This window comes from Micromonospora sp. NPDC005324 (assembly GCF_040607155.1).
Taxonomy (GTDB): Bacteria; Actinomycetota; Actinomycetes; order Mycobacteriales; family Micromonosporaceae; genus Micromonospora; species Micromonospora trifolii.
In genome coordinates, this window is record NZ_JBEXGE010000007.1 from 58,061 (window position 1) to 80,789 (window position 22,729).

Genomic DNA, 22,729 nt, shown 5'->3' on the forward strand with positions numbered 1-22,729 from the left:
CCCCACCCTCAGTCGATCATGGACTTGTGGTGCCCGACGTCAGGTCAAATGCGCCTTTCGCACCCCACCACAACTCCATGATCGACGGGGGCGGGGAGGGGCGGGAGGGCGGGGCGGGGGGTGGGGCGGGGTGGGGCGGGTTAGAGGGTGGGGCGGGTCAGCTTGGCTAGGGCGTCGAGTTGGGTGGGGTCGGAGAGGGCGGAGCCGACGGCCACCACGCGTACGCCTGCTTGCAGGAACGCTCCCGCGTTGCCCGCGTCCAGGCCGCCGGTGGCGACGAAGCGCAACTGCGGCAGCGGGCCGGCGACGGCCTTGAACCAGGCCGGGCCGAGGGAGATCGCGGGGAACGCCTTGAGCCAGGTGAGGCCGTGCCGCAGTGCCTGCTGGGCCTCGGTGGGGGTGGCCACACCGGGCAGGTGCGGCAGGCCACGCGCGGCGGCGGCGTCGGCGACCGCGAGGTCCAGGCCGGGCGCGACGGTGAACCGGGCGCCCGCGTCGGCCGCCGCGACGACCTGGTCGACGTCGAGCACGGTGCCGGCACCGACGATCCGGTCGCGCTCGGCCCCCGCCTCGACGGCGGCCCGCAGCGCCGGCACCGCGTCGGCGGTGGCCACCGGAACCTCCACCACGTCGATGCCGAGATCCCAGGCGCGCTCGGCGAGCCGAACGGTCTCGGCGACCGGCAGGCCGCGCAGGATCGCCATCACCCGGGCGCCGCCGAAGATGTGGTCGAAGTCCGGTGTGGTCATGGTGCACTCCATCCGAGGTCGCGGTGGGACTGTTGCTGCTGGTCGGGTCGCAACCCGGTGGCCCGACTCAGATCGTCGCTCCCGGATCGGTCAGGTCGAGCGGCGACCAGGCGTCGGCGGGGGCGTCGATGAGTTTCTCGAACCAGGCCCACGGTGGGACCGGGGCGTTGTCGCCGCTGCTGGTCAACGCCTGTGCCGCGACGAGGTGACCGAGGCGCAACCGCCGCACCGGGTCGAGGCCGCGGAGCAGCCCGGCCAGGTAGCCGGCGGCGAAGGCGTCTCCGGCGCCGACCGGCTCGACCACCGCCACCCGGGGCGCGGGCACGAAGACCGGTTCGGCGTCGCGGGCCAGCGCGGTGGCGCCCACCGCACCGTCCTTGACCACCACCGTCTCCGGGTCGGGCAACAACTCGCGTACGGCCGTCGGGTCGGTGGTGCCCCAGAGGGTCTCCGCCTCGTCCTGCCCGACGAAGACGAGGTCGCAGCGGTTGGCGAGGTCGCGCAGCACCGGCGCGGCCTGCTGGGCGGGCCACAGCCGGGCCCGGTGGTTGACGTCGAAACTGACCAACGCCTCCGCCAGCGGCCGGTCGGTCACCGCGTGCTCGACCAGCGCCCGGCAGGACGCGGAGAGCGCCGGGGTGATCCCGGACAGGTGCAGCACCCGGGCACCGGCCAGCGCCGGGTCGGCCAGCGTGGCGGGGTCCATCCGGGCGGCCGCCGACCCGGCCCGGTAGTAGTGCACGGCGGTCCCCTCCGGGCCGGGGTCCTTGACGTACAGGCCGGTGGGGGCGGTCGGGTCCACGCACACCTGGTCGACGCGGACGCCGGCCGCGGCGACGTGCCGGACGACGGCCCGACCGAAGGGGTCGTCGCCGACCCGGCTCACCCAGGTCGTCACGTGTCCCAGGCGGGCCAGGTAACCGGCCACGTTGGACTCGGCCCCACCGACCGAGACGACGACCCGCTCGGCGCGCTCCAGCGGCTCACCCGGCGCGGGGCAGAGCACCACCATCGTCTCCCCCACCGCGGCCACCTCGATCGACGGAAGGCCGGCCGGGACACTCGCCTGGTCAGGTCGGGGGGCGGTCGGCATCGGGCACACGTCCTCGCGGCGGGGGTGCTGGGCGTCGCCGAGCCTAGGTGTCCCACGCGGGACGGGCAAGCGGTGTCCCGCCGCTCAGGGCAACGTCAGCCCGTACGCGGCCAGCACCTCCGCGATCGGCTGGTAGTAGGTGGTGCCGCCGGCGGTGCAGTTGCCGGTGCCGCCGGAGAGGATGCCGAGGATCCTGCCGGTGGAGGCCACGTAGAGCGGTCCGCCGCTGTCTCCCGGCTCGGCGCAGATGTTGGTGCGGATCAGGCCGTAGATCACGCCGGTGGAGTAGTTGACGGTCTGGTTGAGACCGGTGACGGTGCCGCAGCGCACGCCTGTGGTGGTGCCACTGCGGCACACCGCCTGACCGATGTACGCGGTGCCGGGGCCGTTGATGGTCAGCAGGCCGGGGTAGGTGTAAACAGCGCTCGGGTGGGCGATCCGGCCGGTGTAACGGATCAGCCCGTAGTCGTTGGTGGGGTAGCTGGTGGCGGTGCGGGTGCCGAGCACTGTGGTCTGGGCGCTGTCGGCGTACCAGGTGGCGGCGGCCGTGGTGCAGTGCCCGGCGGTGATCACGTAGTAGGTGCTGCCGCTGCGCGCGTTCGCGCCGAGCGAGCAGCGCGCGCCACCGCCGCCGTAGATGCCCTGCCCGCCGGCGATCAGGGGGCGCAGCGTTCCGGGTTCGCGGCGCAGCACCACGCCGGCCCGGTCGGTCACCGCCCGCAGCGCGGCCAGTTCGCTGGAGTCCACGGTGTCGTCGACGGTGAGGGTCATCCGGCCGGTGGCGGGGTCGAGACCCCAGGCGGCGCCCGGGGTTCGTACCCCGGTCAGCAGGGCCGCCGGGTCGGCGGCGGGCGCGGCGGCCCGGTCGTGGACGGCGGCCTGGGCCGCGCCGGGCGCGACGAGCAGCAGGATGGTCAGGACGAGGGCGGCCAACGGGGAGCGACGCATCCGAACCTCCGAAGAGATCGAGATTGATGGATGCGGTAAAGCATCACCCGGCGTCCGACGCCGTGGCAACCTCAAGCCGCCCTCTTCCCCGACCGGCGGGAATCGCCGATCCGGGGACGGGCCGCGCTGGCACCGCCGATAATCCTCTTAAGACACGGCGGGAGGCCGGGCATGACCACCGGAGGCACCGCGGCACTGGTACGCCGGCCGGACGGTTCGACCCGGGCCACGCTGCTGGAGTTGCTCTTCGACGTGGTCTTCGTGGCCTCGCTCGCGCTGACCTCCACCCTGCTCGCGCAACGTCACAACTCGTCCGGCGCCGCGATGGTCCTGCTGATGCTGACCGCGATCTGGTGGACCTGGTCGGTCACCTCCACCACCACCGAGTTCTACGACCCTCAGCAGCGCCCCATCCAGGCCATCCTGATGGTCGCCATGGTCGGTTCGGTGGGGATGGCGGCATCGTTGCCGATGGTCTCCGAAGGGCACGCGATGGTCTTCGCGATCTCCTACGTCGGCACGCACGTGATCCGCGGCATCATCCTGGTCACGACGTTGTACCGGAAGCGACATCGGGCGGCCATGGTCCGGGCCACCCGGTTCTTCTTCTGGTTCGTGGTGTCCGGCGTCCTCTGGATCACCGGCGCGGCGTCCGGCACTGTGAACTGGACCCTCTGGACCATCGCCATCACGATCGACCTGCTCTCCGCGGCGGCCCGCTACCCCACCCCCTGGCTGGGTCGGGTGCCCTCCGAGCAGTACGAGCGGACCACCGCGCATCTGGGCGAGCGGTACCAGCAGTTCATCATCCTGGCCCTCGGCGACATCATCCTGGTTCCCACGCTGCAGGTCAGCCGGGGCCCGCTGGCCGGGCTCCGGGTCGCCGCGCTGTTCTGCGCGTTCGCGATCATGCTGCTGCTCTGGCAGGTCTACGTCTTCCGGGCCGGCGAGTTGCTGGAGGCTGGGGCCGGGCCGAAGTCGGGGCGGCCGGCCCGGGTGGCTCCGTACACCCATCTGGTGATGCTGGCGGGGGTGGTCGCCACGGCGGCCTCGTTCGACCTGGTCGTCACCCGGCCGACCGGCACAACGCCGGTGGGGTGGCTGTTACTGATCCTGGGCGGCCCCGCGCTGTTCGTGATCGGCCGCGCCCTGTTCACCCTGCTGGTGTCCATGGTGTTGCCGTGGCGGCGAATGCTCTGCCTCCCTCTGCCGCTGCTGACGCTGCCGTGGGCCGGCCGCTGGCCGCCGCTGCTGGTCACCGCGGTCGTGGCGCTCGCGCTGGCGGCACACATCCTGATTCCCGGAGCGGCCCGGGAGACCACACCGGGCCTGCGGATGCGGCAAGCCGACGGCTGATACTGCTCGCTCAGGCGACGTGTCGAGCCGCCCACTCGGCCAGGTCCCGGGCGCACGCCTCCACCGACTCCTGCCAGGTCCGGGCCGCGCCCTCCCCCGCCTCGTCGCTGACCTGCTTGACCAGCCGACACGGCACACCGGCCTGCGCGGCGGCCCAGGCCACCGCGTACCCCTCCATGTCGACCAGGTCCGCGCGCTGCGCCAACCGGTCCCGCTGCGCGTCGTCGGCCACGAAGGTGTCACCGGTGGCGAGCACCGCGCCCTCGGCGGCCAGCGACAGCGGCGCTCCGTAGGTCTCGCCGGTGAGCGTGCGCAGCAGGTCGGTGTCCAGGTCGTGCTGGAGCACCGTGGCGACCTCGTGGATGCCGGCCATCCCGGGGCGCAACGCGCCGGCCGTACCCAGGTTGAGCAGCAGGGCGGGGCGCGGCCCGGCGGCCAGCACCGCGGCCACCGCGCTGGCGGCGTTCACCTTGCCCATGCCGGTGAGCAGGACCGGCAGCTCGGGCGGCAGGTAGCGGGCCTCCTCCCCGACGGCGAGCACCACCAGCGGACGATCGGCGCGGACCGTACCTCGAAGATTCACCGGAGCATCGTACGAGCCGACCGGTGGGCCGTTGACGTCAGTCGTCGGTGAAGCGGTACAGCACGAAATCCTTCTCCGCGCCGCAGGCGATCACGCGGGTGTTCCACGAGCAGGACGAGCTGCGCACGTCCTTCAGCTCGCCCAACTCGTCGACCTCCCCGGACTCGGCCCACACCCCGGCCAGCACCCGGTTGTCCGCGACCCCGCTGGGCGCCTTGGCGAAGACCAGCAGGTTGCCCGCGTCCAGGCGGACCGCCACCCCGCCCCGGTCCCGCAGCACCGGCTTGCCGGCGGCGTCGAAGACGGTGACTGTCGGCTCCGGCAACTCCCGCTGGGCGAGCACCTGCTCACCCAACGGAACCAGACCGGTCACGCCCGGCGCCGACCAGCTGATCGTGCGCTCACCCTCGGTGGCCGCCACCACCTCGGTGCGCGCGGCGTCATTGTCCGGCACCTGCAACAGGCAGGCCCGCCGCTCACCGCAGGCCATGAGTTCCTTCGGGCGGTACCCGTCGTTGCCGGAGCGGTGCAGCACCACCGGCTCGGCGTCGGAACCCAGGTCGTACGCGAGCAGCTGGTAACCACCCTCGTTGGCGGCCACATACAGCCGGTCCTCATGGGCGACCACCAGGTCGTCGAGGTCGGCGACGCTGCCCCACTGGCGCAGCACCGCGCCGGATGCCATGTCGAGCAGCCGCACCGACCGGTCCGCACCCACCTGGACGAGTCGCCGCCCCTTGCTCGTCCACGGGTTGCGGGGCGTGCCGTCGAGGAAGGCCGGCCCGCCCGCCGCCGCGTCGGTGCCGACCGGCCGGACCACGGTACGGCCACCGGCGTACTGGCCGCGGGGGTTGGGCCGGGTCCACTTCGCCGAGCCGTTGGTCAGGCGGAGGCCGACCAGTTCGTCCGCTGCCCGGTCCACCAGCACCGCCGTGTCGTCGGCGAAGTAGACGTCGTCGTCACCACGCAGAACGCGCTGCCAGCGCTGCTCGCCGGTACTACCGTCGAGGACGGCCAGCGGTCGGGGGGTGCTGTCGCCCGGCGCGTCGGCCACTACCGCGACCGCCCCGGGGACGGCGATGATCGCCTCCCAGTCGTCAGCCCGCACGTCGGTCTGCTTCCGCCACAGCTGGTGGCCGTCTCCCGCGTCGACGGCCACCACCTCCAGCCGGTCGTCCGGCAGCGCAAACGCCAGGTAGGCCCGATCGTCGAGCACCGCGGTCCACATGTCGACCAGCCGTTCGGCGCCGGCCGACAGCCGGGACAGCTCGCGCAGCGAGGCGAACTCCAGATCCGGGTAGCGGTCGCGGGTCAGGTAGAGCGTCGCCGCGGCGGCCACCCCGGCCAGGGCCAGCACCGCGCCGAGCACCACCCAGCGCGCCCGCCGCCAGCGGGTCGCGCCGCCCGACGGGGTCGGGGTGGCGCCGACCAGGCCCGGCCCGGGGGGTGGGCCCGCCGGCGGGGTGGATCCCGGCCAGGGCTGCGACGGTACGACCGGCGCGGGGGCTCCGGCCGGGGCGGGTGGGCTCGCCGGCGCCGGCGCGGGTGGCGCGAGCGGCGGTCCCGCGTACGCCGGGGCGGGTAGCGGCTTGCGCAGCGGCAGGTCGGTCAGGGCGCCCTCGGCCACCGGCAACTCGGGCTGGTCCAGCACCGTCGGCGCGATCCCCAGCTCGGCGTGGAGCATGCGGGCCACCAGCGGGATCCGTGACGACCCGCCCACGAGGAACAACCCGTCGAGCTGATCGGGGCGCAGACCGGCGGCGGCGATGACCTCCCGGGCCCGCTGCACCGCCCGACGCAGCAGCGGCGTGGCCACCCGCTCGACGTCCGCCCGGGTCAGCTGGACCGTCTCGGCCACTCCCGGCACCGCTACCGGGGCGACAGCCGACCGGGACAGGGTCTCCTTCGCACCTCGTACCTCGTCTGTGAGCCGGACCTGGTCGCGGCGCTGCGCCGGATCCGCCGGTCGGGTCAGCCGGGCCCACTGCGCGGCGTGCCGCTCACCGACCAGCTCGCCGACCCGCCGCACCAGCGCGGCGTCCAGGTCCAGACCGCCCAGGTCGGGCAGGCCACCGTCGGCAACCACGCTGAACCCGGAGTCACCCCAGGGGTCCGCGCCCTCGTTGCGCAGCACCGCGACGTCGAGCGTTCCGCCGCCGAAGTCGAACACCGCGATCGCCCCACCGACCGGCACCGGACGGTGCAGCACCTGGGTGTAGTAGCGGGCGGCGGCTACCGGCTCCCGCAGCAGACGGGTGCCCGGCGGCGTCGGCCCGGCGAGGGTGTGCTCGGCCGCCTGCGGCCAGCCCGCCCGCAGCAGCGCGTCGAAAAGGACCTGCCGCCGCGTCGCGTCCCACGCGGCCGGGCAGGTCACCACGGCCGGCGGCAGGAAACCCACAGCGCCCACAGCGGCCCGGGCGACCGCCGCCAGCACCGCGGCGAGCAGCTCGGCCGGCGGGTACGCCCGGTCGCCGAGCTGCACTGTCAGCTCGTCCACCCGACGCTTCGGGTTCGCCTCGAACCGGGCCGGGTCGGCCTGCGCCAACCGGCGGGCGTCCCAGCCGGTGTGCAGGGTGCCGTCCGGGTCGGCGTAGACGGCGGACGGACTGAGCGGTTGACCGTCCATCAGCAGCGGACGGGTCCGCCCGTCCGGCCAGCGCAGCACCGCGACGGTGTTGGACGTGCCGAGGTCGATGCCGAGAGCGAAACCCTCGTGCTGGCCTGCCATTGCCCGATACCTCCGCCGCGACGAGGGGAACTCGACCCCGCATCGTACGCAGGCCCCGCCGCACCGCTGATCACTCGGTCCGGGGTGGTCGGTGGCATCCGGTCAGTGGGTGGAGTGGACGCCCACCACCTCGTCCTCGCTGGTCTCCCCGGTCAGCTGGAACCCGAATTTCAGGTAGAACCGCTCCGGGCCGTCCGGCCCCGGATTCCACGTCGTGTAGACGCGGTCGTGGCCACGTCGGCGGGCCTCGTCGCGGACGGCCTGCACCGCGAAGCGGCCGTACCCCCGGCCCTGGTGCTCGGCGGCGATGTTCAGCCGCCACAGCCCCGAGCGCCTGTCGGCCGGATGGGCCGGCTCCCACACGACGTCGAAGAAGCCCATCAGGAAGCCGACGATCTCGTCATCCTCGACGATCAGACGCGGCCACGCGATCTCGGGCTGCGCGTAGGCCTCGGCGAGGGACCAGGCGACCGGGGACGAGAACTTCTCCTGGTCGGGCCGCACGCTCACCCGGCACGCGGACTCCACATTGTCTTTGGTTACCTTCACCAGTTGCGGCACGCCGGCCACCCTACCGAGCGGGTCTGTGCAACAGGCCGTCGAGCAGCCCGCGCAGGCCGAACTGGAACCAGGTGTCCAGGTCGGTGTCGGGTCTGGTCTGCCCGGCCGCGGCCAGCCACTGTCGGTCCCGGGTACGACCGGTCCGCTCCAGCCGGGTGAGGGTCGCCGACCACCAGGCGTGGTCGGTGGTGTCGACGGGGTCACGCCGGATGAGCAGGGCCATGCCCTGGATGTAGCCGCTGAGCGCCAGGTAGGCGCGGAACGCCTCGGCCGGGTCGTATCCGGCGCCGCTGAACGCCGCCACCACCCGGTCGACCATGGCGAGTACCGCCGGCCCGGTCGGCGGCCGGTCGGTGGCGAGGACGGCCAGCAGCCAGGGGTGGCGGCGGTACATCGCCCACTCGTCCTCGGCCAGCCGTTCGAGCCGTTGGCGCGGATCAGGCGGTGGCGGCGCGGCGCCGGGCGGGCGGGCGGCGGTGATCTGCTCGGCCATCGCGGCGAGGAGGTCGGCCCGGTTGCGAACGTGCCGGTACACGGCGTGGGCGGGCAGGCCGGCGCGTTGGGCGAGGACCCGCATGGAGACGGCGTCCAGGCCGCCGGCGTCCGCCAGCTCGACCGCGAGGGCGACCAACCGGTGGCGGGGATCGCCGCCGGTCGGCGCGGGCAGGTCCGGCACCCGACGCGGGGCGCCGGTGGGGCCGTGCTCACGACGCCTGCGGTACGCGCGGGCCTGGCAGCGCCGGGAGCAGTAGCGGCGCGGGCGACCCCGGCCGACGCCGACGGGCAGGTCCGCCTCGCACTCGACACACCGGACACTGAGCACGCAGCCTCCAGTTTCGTCACGGCACTCCGTGTGACGAAACTACTGCACGTCGTCCGCCCGGCGGCGACAGGATCGGAGGCATGAATCCGCCCAGCCGCAGAGATCTGCTCCGCGTCGGCGCAGTCGCGTCCGCCGCCGTCCTCTGTCCGTTCCCGGTCTCCGCCGCCGCGCCACCGGCGGACGGCGTGCCCCCACTCGGCCCGGTCCGGGTACGGCCGGACGACCGCCGGTACGCGGACCTGGTCCGCCGCGGCAACCGACGGTTCGTGGGCACGCCGGACGAGGTGCGCGTGGTCGGCTCGACCGAGCAGGTCGTCGCGGCCGTGCAGGATGCCGTGCGCACCGGCCGACGGGTGGCGGTACGCGGCGGCGGGCACTGCTTCGAGGGGTTCGTGGACGACCCAGCGGTCCGCATGGTGATCGACCTGTCCGGACTGACCGACGTCTACCACGACCCCCGACGGTTCGGTTTCGCGGTCGAGGCGGGCGCCACGCTCGGCGAGGCGTACCGCAGGCTCTTTCTGGGCTGGGGGGTGACCCTTCCCGGTGGCTCGTGCCCGGGAGTCGGCGTCGGCGGTCACATCACCGGTGGCGGTTACGGTCGCCTCTCCCGCCTGCACGGACTCGTGGTGGACCACCTGTACGCGGTGGAGGTGGTCGTGGTCGACAGCGGCGGCACCGTCCGTGCGGTGGTCGCCACCCGCGAGCCGACGGACCCGCACCGCGACCTGTGGTGGGCGCACACCGGTGGCGGCGGAGGAACCTTCGGCGTCGTCACCCGCTACTGGTTCCGCTCGCTCCCCTCCCCACCCGCGCGGGTGCGGGACTTCACCGTCACCTGGCCGTGGGCCGGCCTGGACGAGCCGGGCTTTCACCGACTCGCCGGCAACTTCGGCCGCTGGTGCGCCCACAACAGCGCGCCCGACTCCCGGGGCCGACACCTGTACGGCGAGTTGGTCCTGTCCCGCCCGCAGGCCGGCGGTCACACCCTCGCCGGTCAGGTCCCGCACGGCAGCCGACACCTGCTCGACGAACTCGTCCGGGCGCTCGGCGACGGCGTCGGTGTCACGCCGACCGTGTCGGCGCAGACGCTGCCGTGGCTGACCGCGACCCTCGGCGGCCACAGCGACGACGGCAAGGGCTGGCGGTTGAAGGTCAAGTCCGCCTTCCACCGCGCGCCCCTGACCGAGCGGCAGTTGCACGCGGCCTACCGCCACCTCACCCGCGACAGTGACCTGCCGGCCGGCTCGCTGAGCCTCAACACCTACGGCGGGGCGATCAACGCCGTGGCATCGACCGCCACCGCCACCGTCCAGCGGAACGCGTCCATGCTGCTGTTCTATCTCGCCGGCTGGACGGACCCGGCCGCGGACCCCCGGCAGTTGGCCTGGATCCGCGAGTTCTACCGGGACATGTACGCCGACACCGGCGGTGTGCCCCCGGACGGCGCCTACGTCAACTATCCCGACGTCGACCTCACCACCGCGACCCGACCGTGGCCGGAGGTCTACTTCGGGTCCGGCTACCGGCGGCTGCAACAGGTCAAGGCCCGTTGGGACCCCCGTGACGTCTTCCACCACGACCTGGCGGTACGACCACCCGGCCACTGACCGCACCCCGCACCTTCTTCAGGGACGCGCTCCCAGCCGATGAGGAGGATCGCCTCGACCTTCACTGCACCCCGAACTCATCGCAGCGCCGCTGTGAGGTCGGAAGCGATCTCGAAGGTCGGTGCCGCCCTCCCGCTCTCGTCTGCGCTCAGCGCGATGTGCTCGACCCGGGCCAGCATCTCCGATGCGGTCTCCCGGTCATGGAGCGCCATCGCCAGTTCTGCTCGGTACACCAGAACCTCTACGTGTGTGACGGGGTCATCGTCGGCCTGCGGGCGAGCCAACGCGCTGTCGAGGATGCGGACTGCCTGGCCGACGTCACCCTTGGAGTCGGCCAGCACGACGGCGTTCGCCAGCGCTTTGGCGAGTCGTCCGGCGGGTGCGGATGCTGGCGTGGGCATCGTGGCGGCGTTCTGAAAGACGCGGATCCAGTTGCCGCCCGGGTCGATGACGCTGAACCCGCCCACCCCGTCGGCGTTCTTTCGAGCCCTGGGTCGGGTCATCCGCGGTATTCCGGACACCAGGACTTTGCCGTATGCGGCCCGCATGCCGGCGGCGAAAGCCCTGTGCAGTTCCGCGATGTCCGAGGTGAGCACGAGACAGGAGCCGTAGGACTGCTCTGGGTCGAACCCGACAATCTGGAAGAACTGCAGGTGCAGGTCTTCACGTTGCAGTCCCGCGCAGGGGTTGGGTTTGCGCTGCTTGTACGTGGTTCTGAAACCGAGGACCTCGTAGAAGGTGACGATGTCGTCGATCGACGCGCAGGGCAGCAGGGGGACGGTTACCTCGTTGGTCATGGCTCTTTCCTAGGCGTCGCGGACCGTCCTTCGCACATGGAAATAGCCGATCATCGCCTGGTCCCATCCGATCGGCCGATGCGACCGCAGTCGGCGTGCAGGGCCGGTCCGAGCGGCACGCCCGCGCTCCACCACCGCACCCTCAACGGTCGAACTGCCAGCGCAGGAGGGCCAGGGGCGCTACGGACATCGGAAAATCATCCGCCAACCTCATGATCAACCAATAGGGCGGGTGGGTCGACGGGGCAGCGGTCGGAGAGGGCGTAGCGGAGCAGGACCACGTCGCCGATCTGGCGGGCCTCGGCCAGGCGGGCGCGGCGACCCGGGTGCCAGGGGAAGCGACCCTCCCCGACGAATCGGGGGGCCCGGCCGTCACCGACGAAGAACGGGGCAACCACCAGGTGCAGTTCGTCGGCGAGACCGGCCGCGAGGAACTGGGCGTGCACCGTTCCGCCGCCCTCCACCATCAACCGCTCCACGCCCCGGGCGGCCAGGTCGGTCAACAGCCACCCCGGGTCGACCGGCTCACCCGCGTCGATCACGGTGGCCAGACGGCCGACCCGCTCCTCGGTCTTCTCCAGCGCTCCCGTGGCGCAGTAGACGAGCCGCGCTGAATCACCGGCGGTGAAGAAGCGGGCGGTCGGGTCGAGGTCACCCTGAGCGGTCAGGGTGACCTTGGTGGGCGAAGCGGGCCGACCGGCCGCGACCCGCTCGGCCCGGCGACTCGGGGAACGCACCAGCAGTCGAGGGTCGTCCCGTCGGACGGTGCCGGCGCCGACCAGGATCGCATCGCAGCTGGCCCGGACCGCGTCGACGCGGTCCAGATCCTCCTCGTTGGACAGCAGCAACCGCTGCTCCGAGGCGTCGTCGATGTACCCGTCGATCGAGGCGGCACAACTCAGCAGCACGTACGGGCGCGTCGGCTCCGGCCGCCGACTCATCGGGAGACGGGCCGCTCAGACGGTCGACCAGCGTGCGCGTCCGCCGCATCGGCTGCCTCGACCTCTGCCGCCTTGGCCGCCTTCGCCGCCAGGTAGTCGGCGTTGGCCGGTGAGAGGAAGACGCTGGTGAGCACCCGTTCGGCCACGTCCACACCCAGCCGGGTCAACTGCTCGGCCTTGTCCGGGTTGCTGCTCAGCAGTCGGACCCGCGGCACGCCCAACGTGGCCAGCATCTGCGCGGCGGCGGTGTAGTCCCGCTCGTCCTCGCCCCGGCCCAGCGCGACGTTGGCCTGGTAGGTGTCCAACCCGGCGTCCTGCAACGCGTACGCGTCGAGCTTGGCGTACAGGCCGATGCCCCGGCCCTCCTGTCGGAGGTAGAGCAGGAAACCGCCGGTCTCGGCGATCCGCTGCACCGCCTCGCGCAGCTGCGGCCCGCAGTCGCAGCGTTGGCTGCCGAACACGTCCCCGGTCAGGCACTCGCTGTGCGGTCGGACCAGCGGGGCTGTTTCCCCGGCGGCGAGCCGGTCCAGGGCGCCTGCCCAGTCGCCGAGGCCGAGGGCCAGGTGCTCCCGACCGTCCACCAGGCCCTTGAAGGTGAAGACCCGTGCGGTCGTGGTGTAGCCGTCCGGAAACGCCAGCGGCACCGTGACCTGCGTGCGGATCGTGGCAACCGGCAATGCTTCGGGCATGGGACTCCTTTGTCCGGCGCCACCATTGTCCGGCGACGCGTACCGTCTCACAACCGACTCAACATCCGCCGCCGGAGGCGGCTTCCCGGGCGGCGACCGGAATTCGACGCCGACGGGCCAGCAGCACGGCGGCCCCGGGCAGGCTGGCCACCAGGATCAGTGCACCGTAGACGGTGGCGGTGGCGACGCCCTCGGCCGCGCTGAGGCCGGCCGCGCCGAACACCCACGCCGCCACCCCCTCGCGCGGCCCGAACCCGGCCACGTTCAACGGTAGGCCCATGGCGAGCAGGGCGAGCAACGTCAGCGGCAGCAGTCGGGACAGCGGGGCGTCCGATCCGGCGGTACGCGCCGCCACCAGGAAGGTGGCCAGGTGACCGGCGACCATCACTGCCGAGGCGACCAGCACCCCGAACCAGGTGCGCCGCGCCAGCAGCCCCGACCGTACGTCCGCCACGGCGGTACGCAGTGCCGTCGACCAGCGCGACCCGCCACCGTTCGGAAGGAGCCGGGCCAGCAGCACGGCGACAAGCCCCCCGGCGACGAGCAGAGCGGCGGCGACCGGCAGGTAGGGCCGGACCGGGGACGGGAAGGCGGCGAGCACCACCAGCGCGACCCCGATCAGGACCACCTGTCCGGCGGCGCGCTCCCAGACCACCGCGCGGATGCCCCGGCTGACGTCACCGGCGTCGCGGCCGTGGCGTACCGCCCGGTGCACGTCGCCGAGCACCCCGCCGGGCAGGGTCGCGTTGAGGAACACGGCCCGATAGCAGTGCGCCACAGCGGTCGCCAGCGGCAGGCGTACGCCGAGGCCGCCGGCGACCAGGCTCCACCGCCACGCCGCGCAGACAGTGGTGAGCACCCCGATGACCAGCGCCGCTGCCAACGCCGGCGCGTCGATCAGTCGTACTCCGGCGAGGAACGGGCCGCTGCCCACCTGCCACAGCAGGACGGCGAGCAGACCCACCCCGCCGACCACTCGTGCCCAGGCCCAGAACATCGGCGCCGGCCTCCCCCTTGAAGATCGTCCACTTGCCCTAGTGCACGTACCCAGGGCGTGAACGGTTCATCCACCGGCGAGGAGGTCAGTGTGTTCGACCAGCACGGTGAGCCGGCCAGCCGCCGCGTCGGCCAACCGTCTGCGGGCGTACGCCTGGGCGGGGCCGGCCAGGTCGGGGCGCTGCTCGCAGGCCGCCCCTAGCCACCCCCGGAACCACTCGGCGGCCAGGTCGGCCCGCTCCGGCCCGAGGCGCCACGGGCTGGGCCGTTCCCGCACGTCGACGCCGTGCCGGGTGAACGCGGCGGCGGTGGCGGCGGCGGCATCCGGGCCGAGCAGCCGCCGGCCTTCGACGGTACGCCGCTGGTGGTCGTTGAACGCCGCTTCGACCGCCTCGTCGAGCGGGTCGGTCGGGGTGAACCGGACCCGCCCGGTCACCGAGATGGCGAACAGGGCGGGCCGGCCGACGCAGGCGGCCACCACCCGTTCGACCTCCTCAGCCGTGAGCATGTCCAGCAGCGCGGACGCGGTGACCAGGGAACCGTCGGCCAGGTCGGCGGCGGTCAGCCGGGTGAGGTCACCGCAGCGGGTGTGGACGGTCACCGGGGCGCCGTCGGCGGCGGTCACGCCGGTCATGCCCTCGGCGGCACGGGCCAGCAGGTCGGCGTCCCGGTCGTGCAGCACCCAGTGCTGCGGTCCGGGTAGCCGGGCGGCCAGCCAACGACTCATCGACCCGGTGCCGCTGCCCAGGTCGTGGATCACCGTCGGGGCGTCCCCGGTCAAACGGGCCCGGACGGCATCCAGCAGGTCCTCGGCGCGTGCCGCCGCGTCGGCCGGCTCACGCAACCGCAGCCAGTCGGCGAACGGCAGGGTCTCCTCGGCGGTCATTCCGCCACCTCCTTCAGCACGCCGGCCAGCAGCGCGGTGGTTTCCGGCCAGTCGGTCAGGGTCTCGCGCCGGGCGAGAGCGGCACGCCGCAGCCGGGCGCGTAGCGCGTCGTCGTCCAGCCAGCGGATCAGCGCGGCGGCCAGCGCCGCCGGGTCACCGGGTGGGACCAGCAGTCCCGGGCGCTCACCGCCGGGCGCCTGACCGAGCGACTCCGGCAGCCCGCCCACCTCGGTGGTCAGCACCGGCAGACCGCGGGCCAGCGCCTCGGTGACGACCATGCCGTACGTCTCGCCTCTCGACGGCAGCACCAGCAGGTCGGCGGCGGCGTACGCGTCGTCCAACGCCGCGCCGGTCAGCGGGCCGACCAGCCGCACCCGCTCGGTGAGGCCCGCTCCGGTCAACCGGTCGCGCAGCCGGTGCACGAGATCCGGTTCCCGGGTCAGCGTGCCCGCACAGGCCATCGTCCAGGACTGACCGACCAGCGTGGCCAACGCGTCGACCAGCACGTCGTACCCCTTGTGGTGGGTGACCGCCGCGACGCAGAGCAACCGGTCGCCGGCCACCGAGCCGGCTGCCGGCGGCGCGGGCCGCACCCCGGGCGGCGCGGCCCGGACCCGGCCGGCGAGGGCCGGGTGGCGGGCCAGCAGGGCGTTGCGGGTCCACTCACTGGTGGTGACGACCGCCCGAGCGGTGGCCAGCGCGCGGGCCTCCGGCTCGTCGTCCAGCGGCAGGTGCACCAGGAGCACCAGGCGCAGCCGACGGGCGTGCGGGGCGAGCAGGTCCGGCACCGCCGAGGCGATCAGGCCGTCGATCAGCAGCACGGCGTCGTCGGGCGCGGCGGCGAGCACAGCGCCCAGCGTCGCCCGGTCGGCCGGCTCGGGGTGCGGCCACGTGCCGGGCACCGGATGCTCGCGCACCGACCAACCGCGCTCGCTCAGCCCCGCGCAGATCCGCCGGTCGTAGGAGTTACCGCCGCTGGGCGTGGCCGGGTCGTCGATGTCACCGGGCAGGACGACGTGCACCGCCCGGCCCGCATCGGTCACAACGACCGCTCGTAGCTCGCCCAGGCGATGTGCGACTCGTGCAGGGTGACAGTGATCCCGGCCAGGTCGCGCGCGCCCGCGCCCAGCTCACCGGCGTGCACCCGCTCGACCAGTCGGTCCGCGACCGTACGGGCCAGCACCTCAGTGGTGGTGTTCACCCCGGCGAAGGCCGCCTCGTCGTCGAGGTTGCGGTAGGTCAGCTCGCTCAGTACGGTGCGCAGCTGCTCGGTGGCCAGGCCGATGTCCACCACGATCCCGTCGGCGTCCAGGTCGGGCCGGCGGAACGTCGCGTCCACCACGAACGTCGCGCCGTGCAGCCGTTGGGCGGGCCCGAACACCTCGCCTCGGAAACTGTGGGCGATCATCATGTGATCCCGAACGGTCACGCTGAACACTGTCACTCTCCGTCTTCGTAGGTGATGAGGTGGCAGAGCGCGGGCAGGTCGCCCGAGGTCAGTCTGGCGAGCACGTCGGGCAGCTCCGCGAAGCGCGACGCGCCGGTGATCAACGCGTCGAAGGCCGGGTCGTCGAGCAGGTCCAGGGCGAGCGCCAGTCGGTCGGCGTAACTGCGCCGTCCCCGTCGGGCGGGTGCCACCATGCCGACCTGGCTGCTGCGCAGGCTGAGTCGACCGGAGTGGAACGCGCCGCCCAGCGAGACCTGCACCGGGCGGTCGCCGTACCAGCTCAGCTCGATGACGGTGCCCTCCGGGGCGAGCAGGTCCAGCGACTGTTGCAGGCCGGCGGCGGTGGCGCTGGCGTGCACAACCAGGTCCCGGTCACCGCGGGCGTCGGCCGGGCTTGCGAAGTTGACACCGAGGGCCCCGGCCACGCCGGCCCGGCGCGCGTCGGTGTCGACCAACTCGACGTGCACGCCGGGGAACCGGGCCAGCAGCGCCGCGACGCAACAGCCCACCATGCCCGCACCGATCACGGTGACCCGGTCGCCGACCAGCGGCGCCGCGTCCCACAGCGCGTTGACGGCGGTCTCCACAGTGCCGGCGAGCACCGCTCGGGCGGCCGGCACCCCCTCCGGCACCGGCACCACCGCGCTCACCGGCACGACGTACGCGCTCTGGTGCGGGTGCAGGCAGAACACCGTCCGCCCGAGCAGCTCCGGCGGGCCCTGCTCGACCACGCCGACGCTGAGGTAGCCGTACTTCACCGGGCCGGGGAACTCGCCCTCCTGGAAGGGCGCGCGCATCGTGGCGTACTGGTCGGCGGGAACCCGGCCGGCGAAGACCAGCGTCTCGGTGCCCCGGCTGACACCGGAGTAGCGGGCCCGAACCAGAACCTCGTCGGGGCCCGGGGCGGTCAGCGACACCGGCTGGATCTCGGCCACGCCGGGTTCACGCACCCAGCAGGCGTACGCCTCGCGGATCACCGTCGCGCACCTCACCTCTGCTCCGGGCCACACCGATCGGCCGTGTCGGTCCCCGTTCGGGTTGTCGATCATAAACACGGAAGTACGGGGCGCACAGTTCGAAGCCCGCCCGGCAGGACCGCCATTCGAACAAACCCGGCATAAGGTGCTTTTTAGCCTTATAAGCTCCCCTGGCACATTCGAACCAATGGGGGCGTGATGAGGATTTCGTGGTGGGGTAGCCGCAGGTCACGGGCGACGGCGCTGGCCGCCGTCGCGGGCGTGCTGGCGGTCAACGGTCTGCTGGTGCCGGCACCCGCCGCGCCCACCTCGATCAACCCGGTACTGGCCGCCGTGGACGAGGCCATCGGCCCGGTCGACCCGGTCGCCGAGGCGCTGAGCTTCGGCGTGATGACCGAGGGCAACGCCACTGTGAACAACGACGAGAACGAGGGAACCCTCGCCGTCGGCGGCGACCTCACCTTCGGCACCTACCAGCTCGCCGGAGCGACAGCCGGGTCGTTCGTGGTGCCCGGCGACGCCAACCCCAGCGCCCTGGTCGTGGGTGGACGGGTCAACTTCGCCGGCAGCGTCGGCGGCAGCCGTCTCCAGGTGCTCTCCAACGGCTACGCCAAGGTCGGCGACCTGAGCGGCACCTTCGTCCGCAACACCGACAACAACGGCGCTCAGGTCAACACCCGGATCCTGCCGGCGAACGACTACGACGCCTCACCCCGGGTGGAGCTGGTCACCCGGCAGCCGGTTGCCAGCGTCGGGCCGACCTCGCCGATCAACTTCGCCGGCGCGTTCGCCGCGTTCCGGGACACCACCGCCGGCCTGGCCACCTGCGACAACACCGTGGTGCTGCGGACGCCGAACGGTGACGTGCTGCCCCGACCCATCCCACCGGGCAGCAACGCGGTCGTCACCTTGACCCCGGGTGTGACGAACGTGCTCAACCTGACCGCCGCCGACCTGGCCAACATCCAGATCCTGACCTTCGCGAGCCAGCCGAGCGCCAACACGCCACTGCTGGTCAACGTGGACACCAGCGGCGTGGGCAACACGTTCGCCTGGACCGCCCCGAACTTCGCCGGGATCGGTGGCCCGCAGGCGCGCTACATCCTGTTCAACTTCCCGACCGCCACCGCGCTCACCCTCACCCCGAACGCCGCCACCGTCGAGGGCACCATCTACGCCCCCAACGCCAGCCTCACCGACCTCTCCTCCAGCAACACCGAGGGCAGCGTCATCACCCGTACGCTGGACCACCGCGGCGGCGAGATCCACTACTTCCCGTTCAGCACCACCCTGTCCTGTGAGGGCGCCACCCCGGCCGACATCGCCCTGATCAAGTCGTCGACCACCACGCTGATCACCAGCGTCGGTCAGCAGGTGCCGTACTCGTTCCACGTGGTCAACACCGGCGGCGTCCCACTGACCAACATCTCCGTCACCGACGTGCAGACCCCGCCGTCGTCGAACGCCAACCTCGGCCCGATCACCTGCGCCGCCACCGCCCTCGCGCCCGGGGCGCAGACCGCCTGCACGGCCACCTACACCGTCACCCAGGCCGACCTCGACAACAACGGCGTCACCAACGTCGCCACCGCACAGGGCAACCCACCCACCGGTCCACCTGTCGTCTCCGACCCGAACAGCCTGACCATCCCGGCGCAGCAGCTCACCGCCGCCGTCACTGTGGTCAAGTCGTCCACCACCACGTCGATCACGTCGGTCGGGCAGCAGGTGCCCTACCGCTTCCTGGTCGCCAACACCGGCGGCCTGACCCTGAGCAACGTGGCCGTCACCGACGCGCAGACCCCGCCGTCGTCCAACGCCAACCTCGGCCCGATCACCTGCCCGGTCACCACCCTGGCGCCCGGCGCGAGCACCACCTGCACCGCCACCTACACCGTCACCCAGGCCGACCTCGACAACGACGGTGTCACCAACGTCGCCACCGCGCGGGGGACCCCAACCGGCGGGGGTACGCCGGTCACCTCGCCGCCCTCGACGCTGACCATCCCCGAGGCCGGCCTGATCGCGTCGATCGCCATCATGAAGACCTCGACCACCACGTCGATCACCACTGTCGGTCAGCAGGTGCCGTACCAGTTCCACGTGCTGAACACCGGCGGGTTCACCCTCACCGGCGTGAACGTCACCGACGTGCAGACCCCGCCGTCGTCCAACGCCAACCTGGGCCCGATCACCTGCGCCGCCACCACCCTCGCGCCCGGCGCGCAGACCCTGTGCACCGCCACCTACACCGTCACCCAGGCCGACCTCGACAACGACGGCGTCACCAACGTCGCCACCGCGCACGGCACCCCGCCCGGCGGCACCCCGGTCGACTCGACGCCCGCGACGCTGACCATTCCGGAGACCGGCCTGGTCGCCTCCATCGCGATCCTGAAGACCTCCACCACCACGTCCATCACCACTGTCGGGCAGCAGGTGCCGTACCAGTTCCACGTCGTCAACACCGGCGGCCTGACCCTGAGCAACGTGGCCGTCACCGACGCGCAGACCCCGCCGTCGTCCAACGCCAACCTCGGCCCGATCACCTGCGCCGCCACCACCGTCGCGCCCGGCGCGCAGACCCTGTGCACCGCCACCTACACCGTCACCCAGGCCGACCTGGACTTCGGCTCGGTCCGGGACAGCGCGACCGCGCAGGGCACACCACCCGGCGGCCGGCCACCCGTACAGTCGCCGCCCGCCACCCTGACGATCCCGAGCGACGTGGTCATCCCCGGCATCTCCCTGGTGAAGTCGTCGACCACCACGTCGATCACGGCGGTCGGGCAGCAGGTGCCGTACCGGTTCCTGGTGGCCAACACCGGCGGCGTGACGCTCAACGGCGTGAACGTGACCGACGTGCAGACCCCGCCGTCGTCCAACGCCGACCTCGGCCCGATCACCTGCGCCGCCACCACCCTCGCCCCCGGCGCAAACACCACCTGCACCGCCACCTACACCGTCACCCAGGCCGACCTCGACAACGACGAGGTCACCGACGTCGCCACCGCACACGGCACACCCGCCGGCAGTGACGACCCGATCGACTCGGCACCCTCGACGCTGACCATTCCGGCGGCCGACCTGATCCGGTCGATCTCGCTGCTGAAGTCGTCCACCACCGTCTCGATCAACACGGTCGGGCAGCAGGTGCCCTACCGGTTCCTGGTGGCCAACACCGGCACCGTGACGCTGTCCTCGGTGAACGTGACCGACGTGCAGACGCCGCCATCGTCCAACGCCGACCTCGGCCCGATCACCTGCGCCGCCACCACCCTCGCCCCCGGCGCGAACACCACCTGCACCGCCACCTACACCGTCACCCAGGCCGACCTCGACAACAACGGGGTCACCGACGTCGCCACCGCACACGGCACGCCGGCCGGCAGCGAGACGCCCATCGACTCGCCACCGGCCACGCTGACCATCCCGGACGCCGGGATCGTCGCCAGCATCCAGGTGGTGAAGACGTCCACCACTGTGTTGATCAACGCGGTCGGACAGCAGGTGCCGTACCGGTTCCACGTGGTCAACAACGGTGGGCTCACGCTGACCAACGTCAACGTGACCGACGTGCAGACACCGCCGTCGTCCAACGCCGACCTCGGCCCGATCACCTGCGCCGCCACCACCCTCGCCCCGGGCGCGAGCACCACCTGCACCGCCACGTACACGGTCACGCAGGCCGACCTCGACAACAACGGGGTCACCGACGTCGCCACCGCGCACGGCACACCGCCGGGCGGGGGCGCGCCTGTCGACTCGCCGCCGTCGACACTGACCATCCCGGAGTCCGGCCTCGTCGCCAACATCGAGGTGATCAAGTCGACGACCACAGTGGCGATCGCCGCGCCGGGCCAGCAGGTGCCCTACACCTTCCTGGTCGTCAACAGCGGCGGCTTCACCCTGACCGACGTGACGGTCAACGACACAGTGCTGCCGCCCTCCGAGCGCGGTGTGCTCGGGCCGATCACCTGCGGTCCGCAGAACATCCCGAACGGCGCTGTGACGTTGTCGCCGGGCGCCTCCATCCAGTGCCGGACGACCTACACGGTGACCGCTGAGGACTTCACCGGCTCGTCGCTGCGCAACGTCGCCACGGCCACCGGTACGCCGCCGTTCGGGCCGCCGCCGGTCTCACCGCCGTCGCCGGTGGACATCCCGATCCCGCACCCGGCGATCGCCATCACCAAATCGGTGACGCCCACAGTGGTGTCCGCGGCCGGGGACGTGGTCACGTACCGGTTCGTGGTAAGCAACACCGGTACCACGCCGCTGAGCGCGGTGACTGTCGACGAGACCGACTTCTCCGGCACCGGAACGCCCGGGGCGATCACCTGCGGCGCGGTCACCCTCGCCCTCGGGGCGAGCACCACCTGCACGTCGACCTACGCGGTCACCGCCGCGGACATCCAGGCCGGTCGGATCACCAACACGGCCGTCGCGGCCGGCACACCGCCGACCATTCCCGGCCAGGAACCACCCGCACCGGTACGCTCCGCGCCGGCCTCGGCCGAGGTCACCGCCACCCGGGGCGCGGCGATCACTGTGGTGAAGTCGAGCAGCACCGACAGGATCGTCCGGCCCGGGCAGCACGTGCCGTTCCAGTTCGTGGTCACCAACACCGGTCAGGTGCCGTTGACCGACGTGACGATCACCGACGCCCTGACCGCGCCGGCCTCGGCGGCCAACCTCGGCCCGATCACCTGCGGTCCGGAACGGACCCCGAACGGCGCCGTCACCCTCGCGGCCGGCGCCGCCGTGACCTGCGCCGCGACGTACACGGTCAGTAAGGCCGACTACCACCACGGTTCGCTGCGCAACACCGCGACGGCCACCGGCACCCCCCCGGACGGCCCGGCGCCGGTCTCACCCGAGTCCACCATCGCCATCCCGGTGAAGGGCAAGCTCCCGGTGACCGGAACGTCGTTCCCGGCCGGGCTCTGGATGGGCGCCGGCGTGCTGGCGGTGCTCCTCGGCGCGGCGCTCCTGCTTGTCGTCCGGCAGCGCAGGATCCGCGCCTGACGCGCACCTGATCGCGGGGGTCGGACCGGAGGGGAACCGGTCCGGCCCTCGCGGCACGTCACCCCCCACGGCTATGACACGGCGGGCGATCCGCTTCAGCGTCAGCGCAACGAGCTGGCCCGGCACCTTCGCGTGAACAGCGTCGATGGCGGTGACTGCTTGGACGACAACACCGTTGCGTCAGACGGAGTGGCTGTTCGTCAACCCCGCGCTGTCCCGTCGATCATGGAGTTGTGGTGGGTGGCAAAGTGCCCGCATCGAGCCAAACCAGGCACCGTAACTCCATGATCGACGAGGGTGGGCTGCCCCTCTTCCGCGATCTTGCGTTTACTGTCGCCACATAACGGAGTATTCCGCGCATATCGGCGACCGAAAATGCAAGATCGGCGCGGGCGGGGCGTTTCTAGAGTGACGGACCTAGCTTCAGCGTGCCCTTGCGCCCAGCAATCCGATCGTTAACGCAACGGTGTTGGCTTGGACGACGGCCAGTCATCTCTTCGGTGTGACCGGTCGGCGC

At 72.5% G+C, this 22,729-nt stretch carries 18 protein-coding genes and 1 pseudogene; 4 read left to right on the forward strand and 15 right to left on the reverse strand.

Annotated elements, in window-relative coordinates; translation table 11 throughout:
• Positions 1-140: 140 nt before the first annotated feature.
• The 3 genes from ABZS40_RS09575 to ABZS40_RS09585 all read right to left on the reverse strand — a co-directional run bounded on the left by ABZS40_RS09575 (position 141) and on the right by ABZS40_RS09585 (position 2,790).
• A complete protein-coding gene (locus ABZS40_RS09575) occupies positions 141-749 on the reverse strand; it encodes a bifunctional 4-hydroxy-2-oxoglutarate aldolase/2-dehydro-3-deoxy-phosphogluconate aldolase (RefSeq protein WP_354942883.1) in 609 nt (202 codons plus the stop codon).
• A 67-nt stretch (positions 750-816) separates the two neighbouring features.
• Complete coding sequence (locus ABZS40_RS09580; RefSeq protein ID WP_354942884.1) at positions 817-1,842, reverse strand: sugar kinase; 1,026 nt, start codon at positions 1,840-1,842, stop codon at positions 817-819.
• Between the two features lie 84 nt (positions 1,843-1,926).
• Entirely contained in the window at positions 1,927-2,790 is an 864-nt protein-coding gene (locus tag ABZS40_RS09585; protein WP_354942885.1) for a S1 family peptidase, read from the reverse strand.
• A 171-nt stretch (positions 2,791-2,961) separates the two neighbouring features.
• On the opposite strand from ABZS40_RS09585, the gene ABZS40_RS09590 reads away from it, so the two are divergent.
• The gene (locus ABZS40_RS09590) at positions 2,962-4,146 is read left to right on the forward strand and encodes a low temperature requirement protein A (protein ID WP_354942886.1); all 1,185 of its coding nucleotides are present in this window, start codon (positions 2,962-2,964) and stop codon (positions 4,144-4,146) included.
• A gap of 10 nt (positions 4,147-4,156) precedes the next feature.
• Here ABZS40_RS09590 and ABZS40_RS09595 read toward each other — a convergent pair whose 3' ends face one another.
• The 4 genes from ABZS40_RS09595 to ABZS40_RS09610 all read right to left on the reverse strand — a co-directional run bounded on the left by ABZS40_RS09595 (position 4,157) and on the right by ABZS40_RS09610 (position 8,841).
• Positions 4,157-4,729: a nucleosidase gene (locus ABZS40_RS09595; protein WP_354942887.1), complete on the reverse strand. Its 573-nt coding sequence runs from the start codon at positions 4,727-4,729 to the stop codon at positions 4,157-4,159.
• Between the two features lie 37 nt (positions 4,730-4,766).
• Positions 4,767-7,457 (reverse strand): hsp70 family protein, encoded by a 2,691-nt coding sequence (locus tag ABZS40_RS09600; RefSeq protein ID WP_354942888.1) that lies wholly within the window; start codon positions 7,455-7,457, stop codon positions 4,767-4,769.
• A 102-nt stretch (positions 7,458-7,559) separates the two neighbouring features.
• Positions 7,560-8,027 (reverse strand): GNAT family N-acetyltransferase, encoded by a 468-nt coding sequence (locus tag ABZS40_RS09605; RefSeq protein WP_354942889.1) that lies wholly within the window; start codon positions 8,025-8,027, stop codon positions 7,560-7,562.
• A 1-nt stretch (position 8,028) separates the two neighbouring features.
• Positions 8,029-8,841 (reverse strand): TetR/AcrR family transcriptional regulator, encoded by an 813-nt coding sequence (locus tag ABZS40_RS09610; protein ID WP_354942890.1) that lies wholly within the window; start codon positions 8,839-8,841, stop codon positions 8,029-8,031.
• An 80-nt stretch (positions 8,842-8,921) separates the two neighbouring features.
• On the opposite strand from ABZS40_RS09610, the gene ABZS40_RS09615 reads away from it, so the two are divergent.
• Positions 8,922-10,451, forward strand: coding sequence for an FAD-binding protein (locus ABZS40_RS09615; RefSeq protein ID WP_354942891.1), 1,530 nt, complete (start codon positions 8,922-8,924; stop codon positions 10,449-10,451).
• Positions 10,452-10,528: 77 nt separating this feature from the next.
• On the opposite strand, the gene ABZS40_RS09620 is transcribed toward ABZS40_RS09615, so the two are convergent.
• The 8 genes from ABZS40_RS09620 to ABZS40_RS09655 form a co-directional block, all read right to left on the reverse strand.
• Entirely contained in the window at positions 10,529-11,248 is a 720-nt protein-coding gene (locus tag ABZS40_RS09620; protein WP_354942892.1) for a VOC family protein, read from the reverse strand.
• A gap of 197 nt (positions 11,249-11,445) precedes the next feature.
• Complete coding sequence (locus ABZS40_RS09625) at positions 11,446-12,189, reverse strand: dihydrofolate reductase family protein (protein WP_354942893.1); 744 nt, start codon at positions 12,187-12,189, stop codon at positions 11,446-11,448.
• Complete coding sequence (gene ribA, locus ABZS40_RS09630) at positions 12,186-12,878, reverse strand: GTP cyclohydrolase II (RefSeq protein WP_354942894.1); 693 nt, start codon at positions 12,876-12,878, stop codon at positions 12,186-12,188. The genes ABZS40_RS09625 and ribA overlap by 4 nt, the downstream gene beginning before the upstream one ends.
• A gap of 58 nt (positions 12,879-12,936) precedes the next feature.
• Complete coding sequence (locus tag ABZS40_RS09635; protein WP_354942895.1) at positions 12,937-13,875, reverse strand: lysylphosphatidylglycerol synthase transmembrane domain-containing protein; 939 nt, start codon at positions 13,873-13,875, stop codon at positions 12,937-12,939.
• Positions 13,876-13,941: 66 nt separating this feature from the next.
• Entirely contained in the window at positions 13,942-14,760 is an 819-nt protein-coding gene (locus ABZS40_RS09640; protein ID WP_354942896.1) for a class I SAM-dependent methyltransferase, read from the reverse strand.
• Positions 14,757-15,803, reverse strand: coding sequence for a glycosyltransferase family 4 protein (locus ABZS40_RS09645; RefSeq protein ID WP_354942897.1), 1,047 nt, complete (start codon positions 15,801-15,803; stop codon positions 14,757-14,759). Before ABZS40_RS09645 ends, ABZS40_RS09640 begins: the two co-directional genes overlap by 4 nt.
• A complete protein-coding gene (locus tag ABZS40_RS09650; protein WP_354942898.1) occupies positions 15,800-16,198 on the reverse strand; it encodes a 6-carboxytetrahydropterin synthase in 399 nt (132 codons plus the stop codon). The genes ABZS40_RS09645 and ABZS40_RS09650 overlap by 4 nt, the downstream gene beginning before the upstream one ends.
• A 2-nt stretch (positions 16,199-16,200) precedes the next feature.
• On the reverse strand, positions 16,201-17,184 hold the full coding sequence (locus ABZS40_RS09655) for a zinc-binding alcohol dehydrogenase (RefSeq protein WP_354942899.1): 984 nt from the start codon (positions 17,182-17,184) through the stop codon (positions 16,201-16,203).
• Between the two features lie 345 nt (positions 17,185-17,529).
• On the opposite strand from ABZS40_RS09655, the pseudogene ABZS40_RS09660 reads away from it, so the two are divergent.
• Together ABZS40_RS09660 and ABZS40_RS09665 are read left to right on the forward strand one after the other, a co-directional pair.
• Positions 17,530-18,498, forward strand: a pseudogene (locus ABZS40_RS09660) (choice-of-anchor A family protein); the annotation flags it as partial.
• A gap of 78 nt (positions 18,499-18,576) precedes the next feature.
• Positions 18,577-22,212 (forward strand): hypothetical protein, encoded by a 3,636-nt coding sequence (locus tag ABZS40_RS09665; RefSeq protein WP_354943048.1) that lies wholly within the window; start codon positions 18,577-18,579, stop codon positions 22,210-22,212.
• Positions 22,213-22,729: the final 517 nt, after the last annotated feature.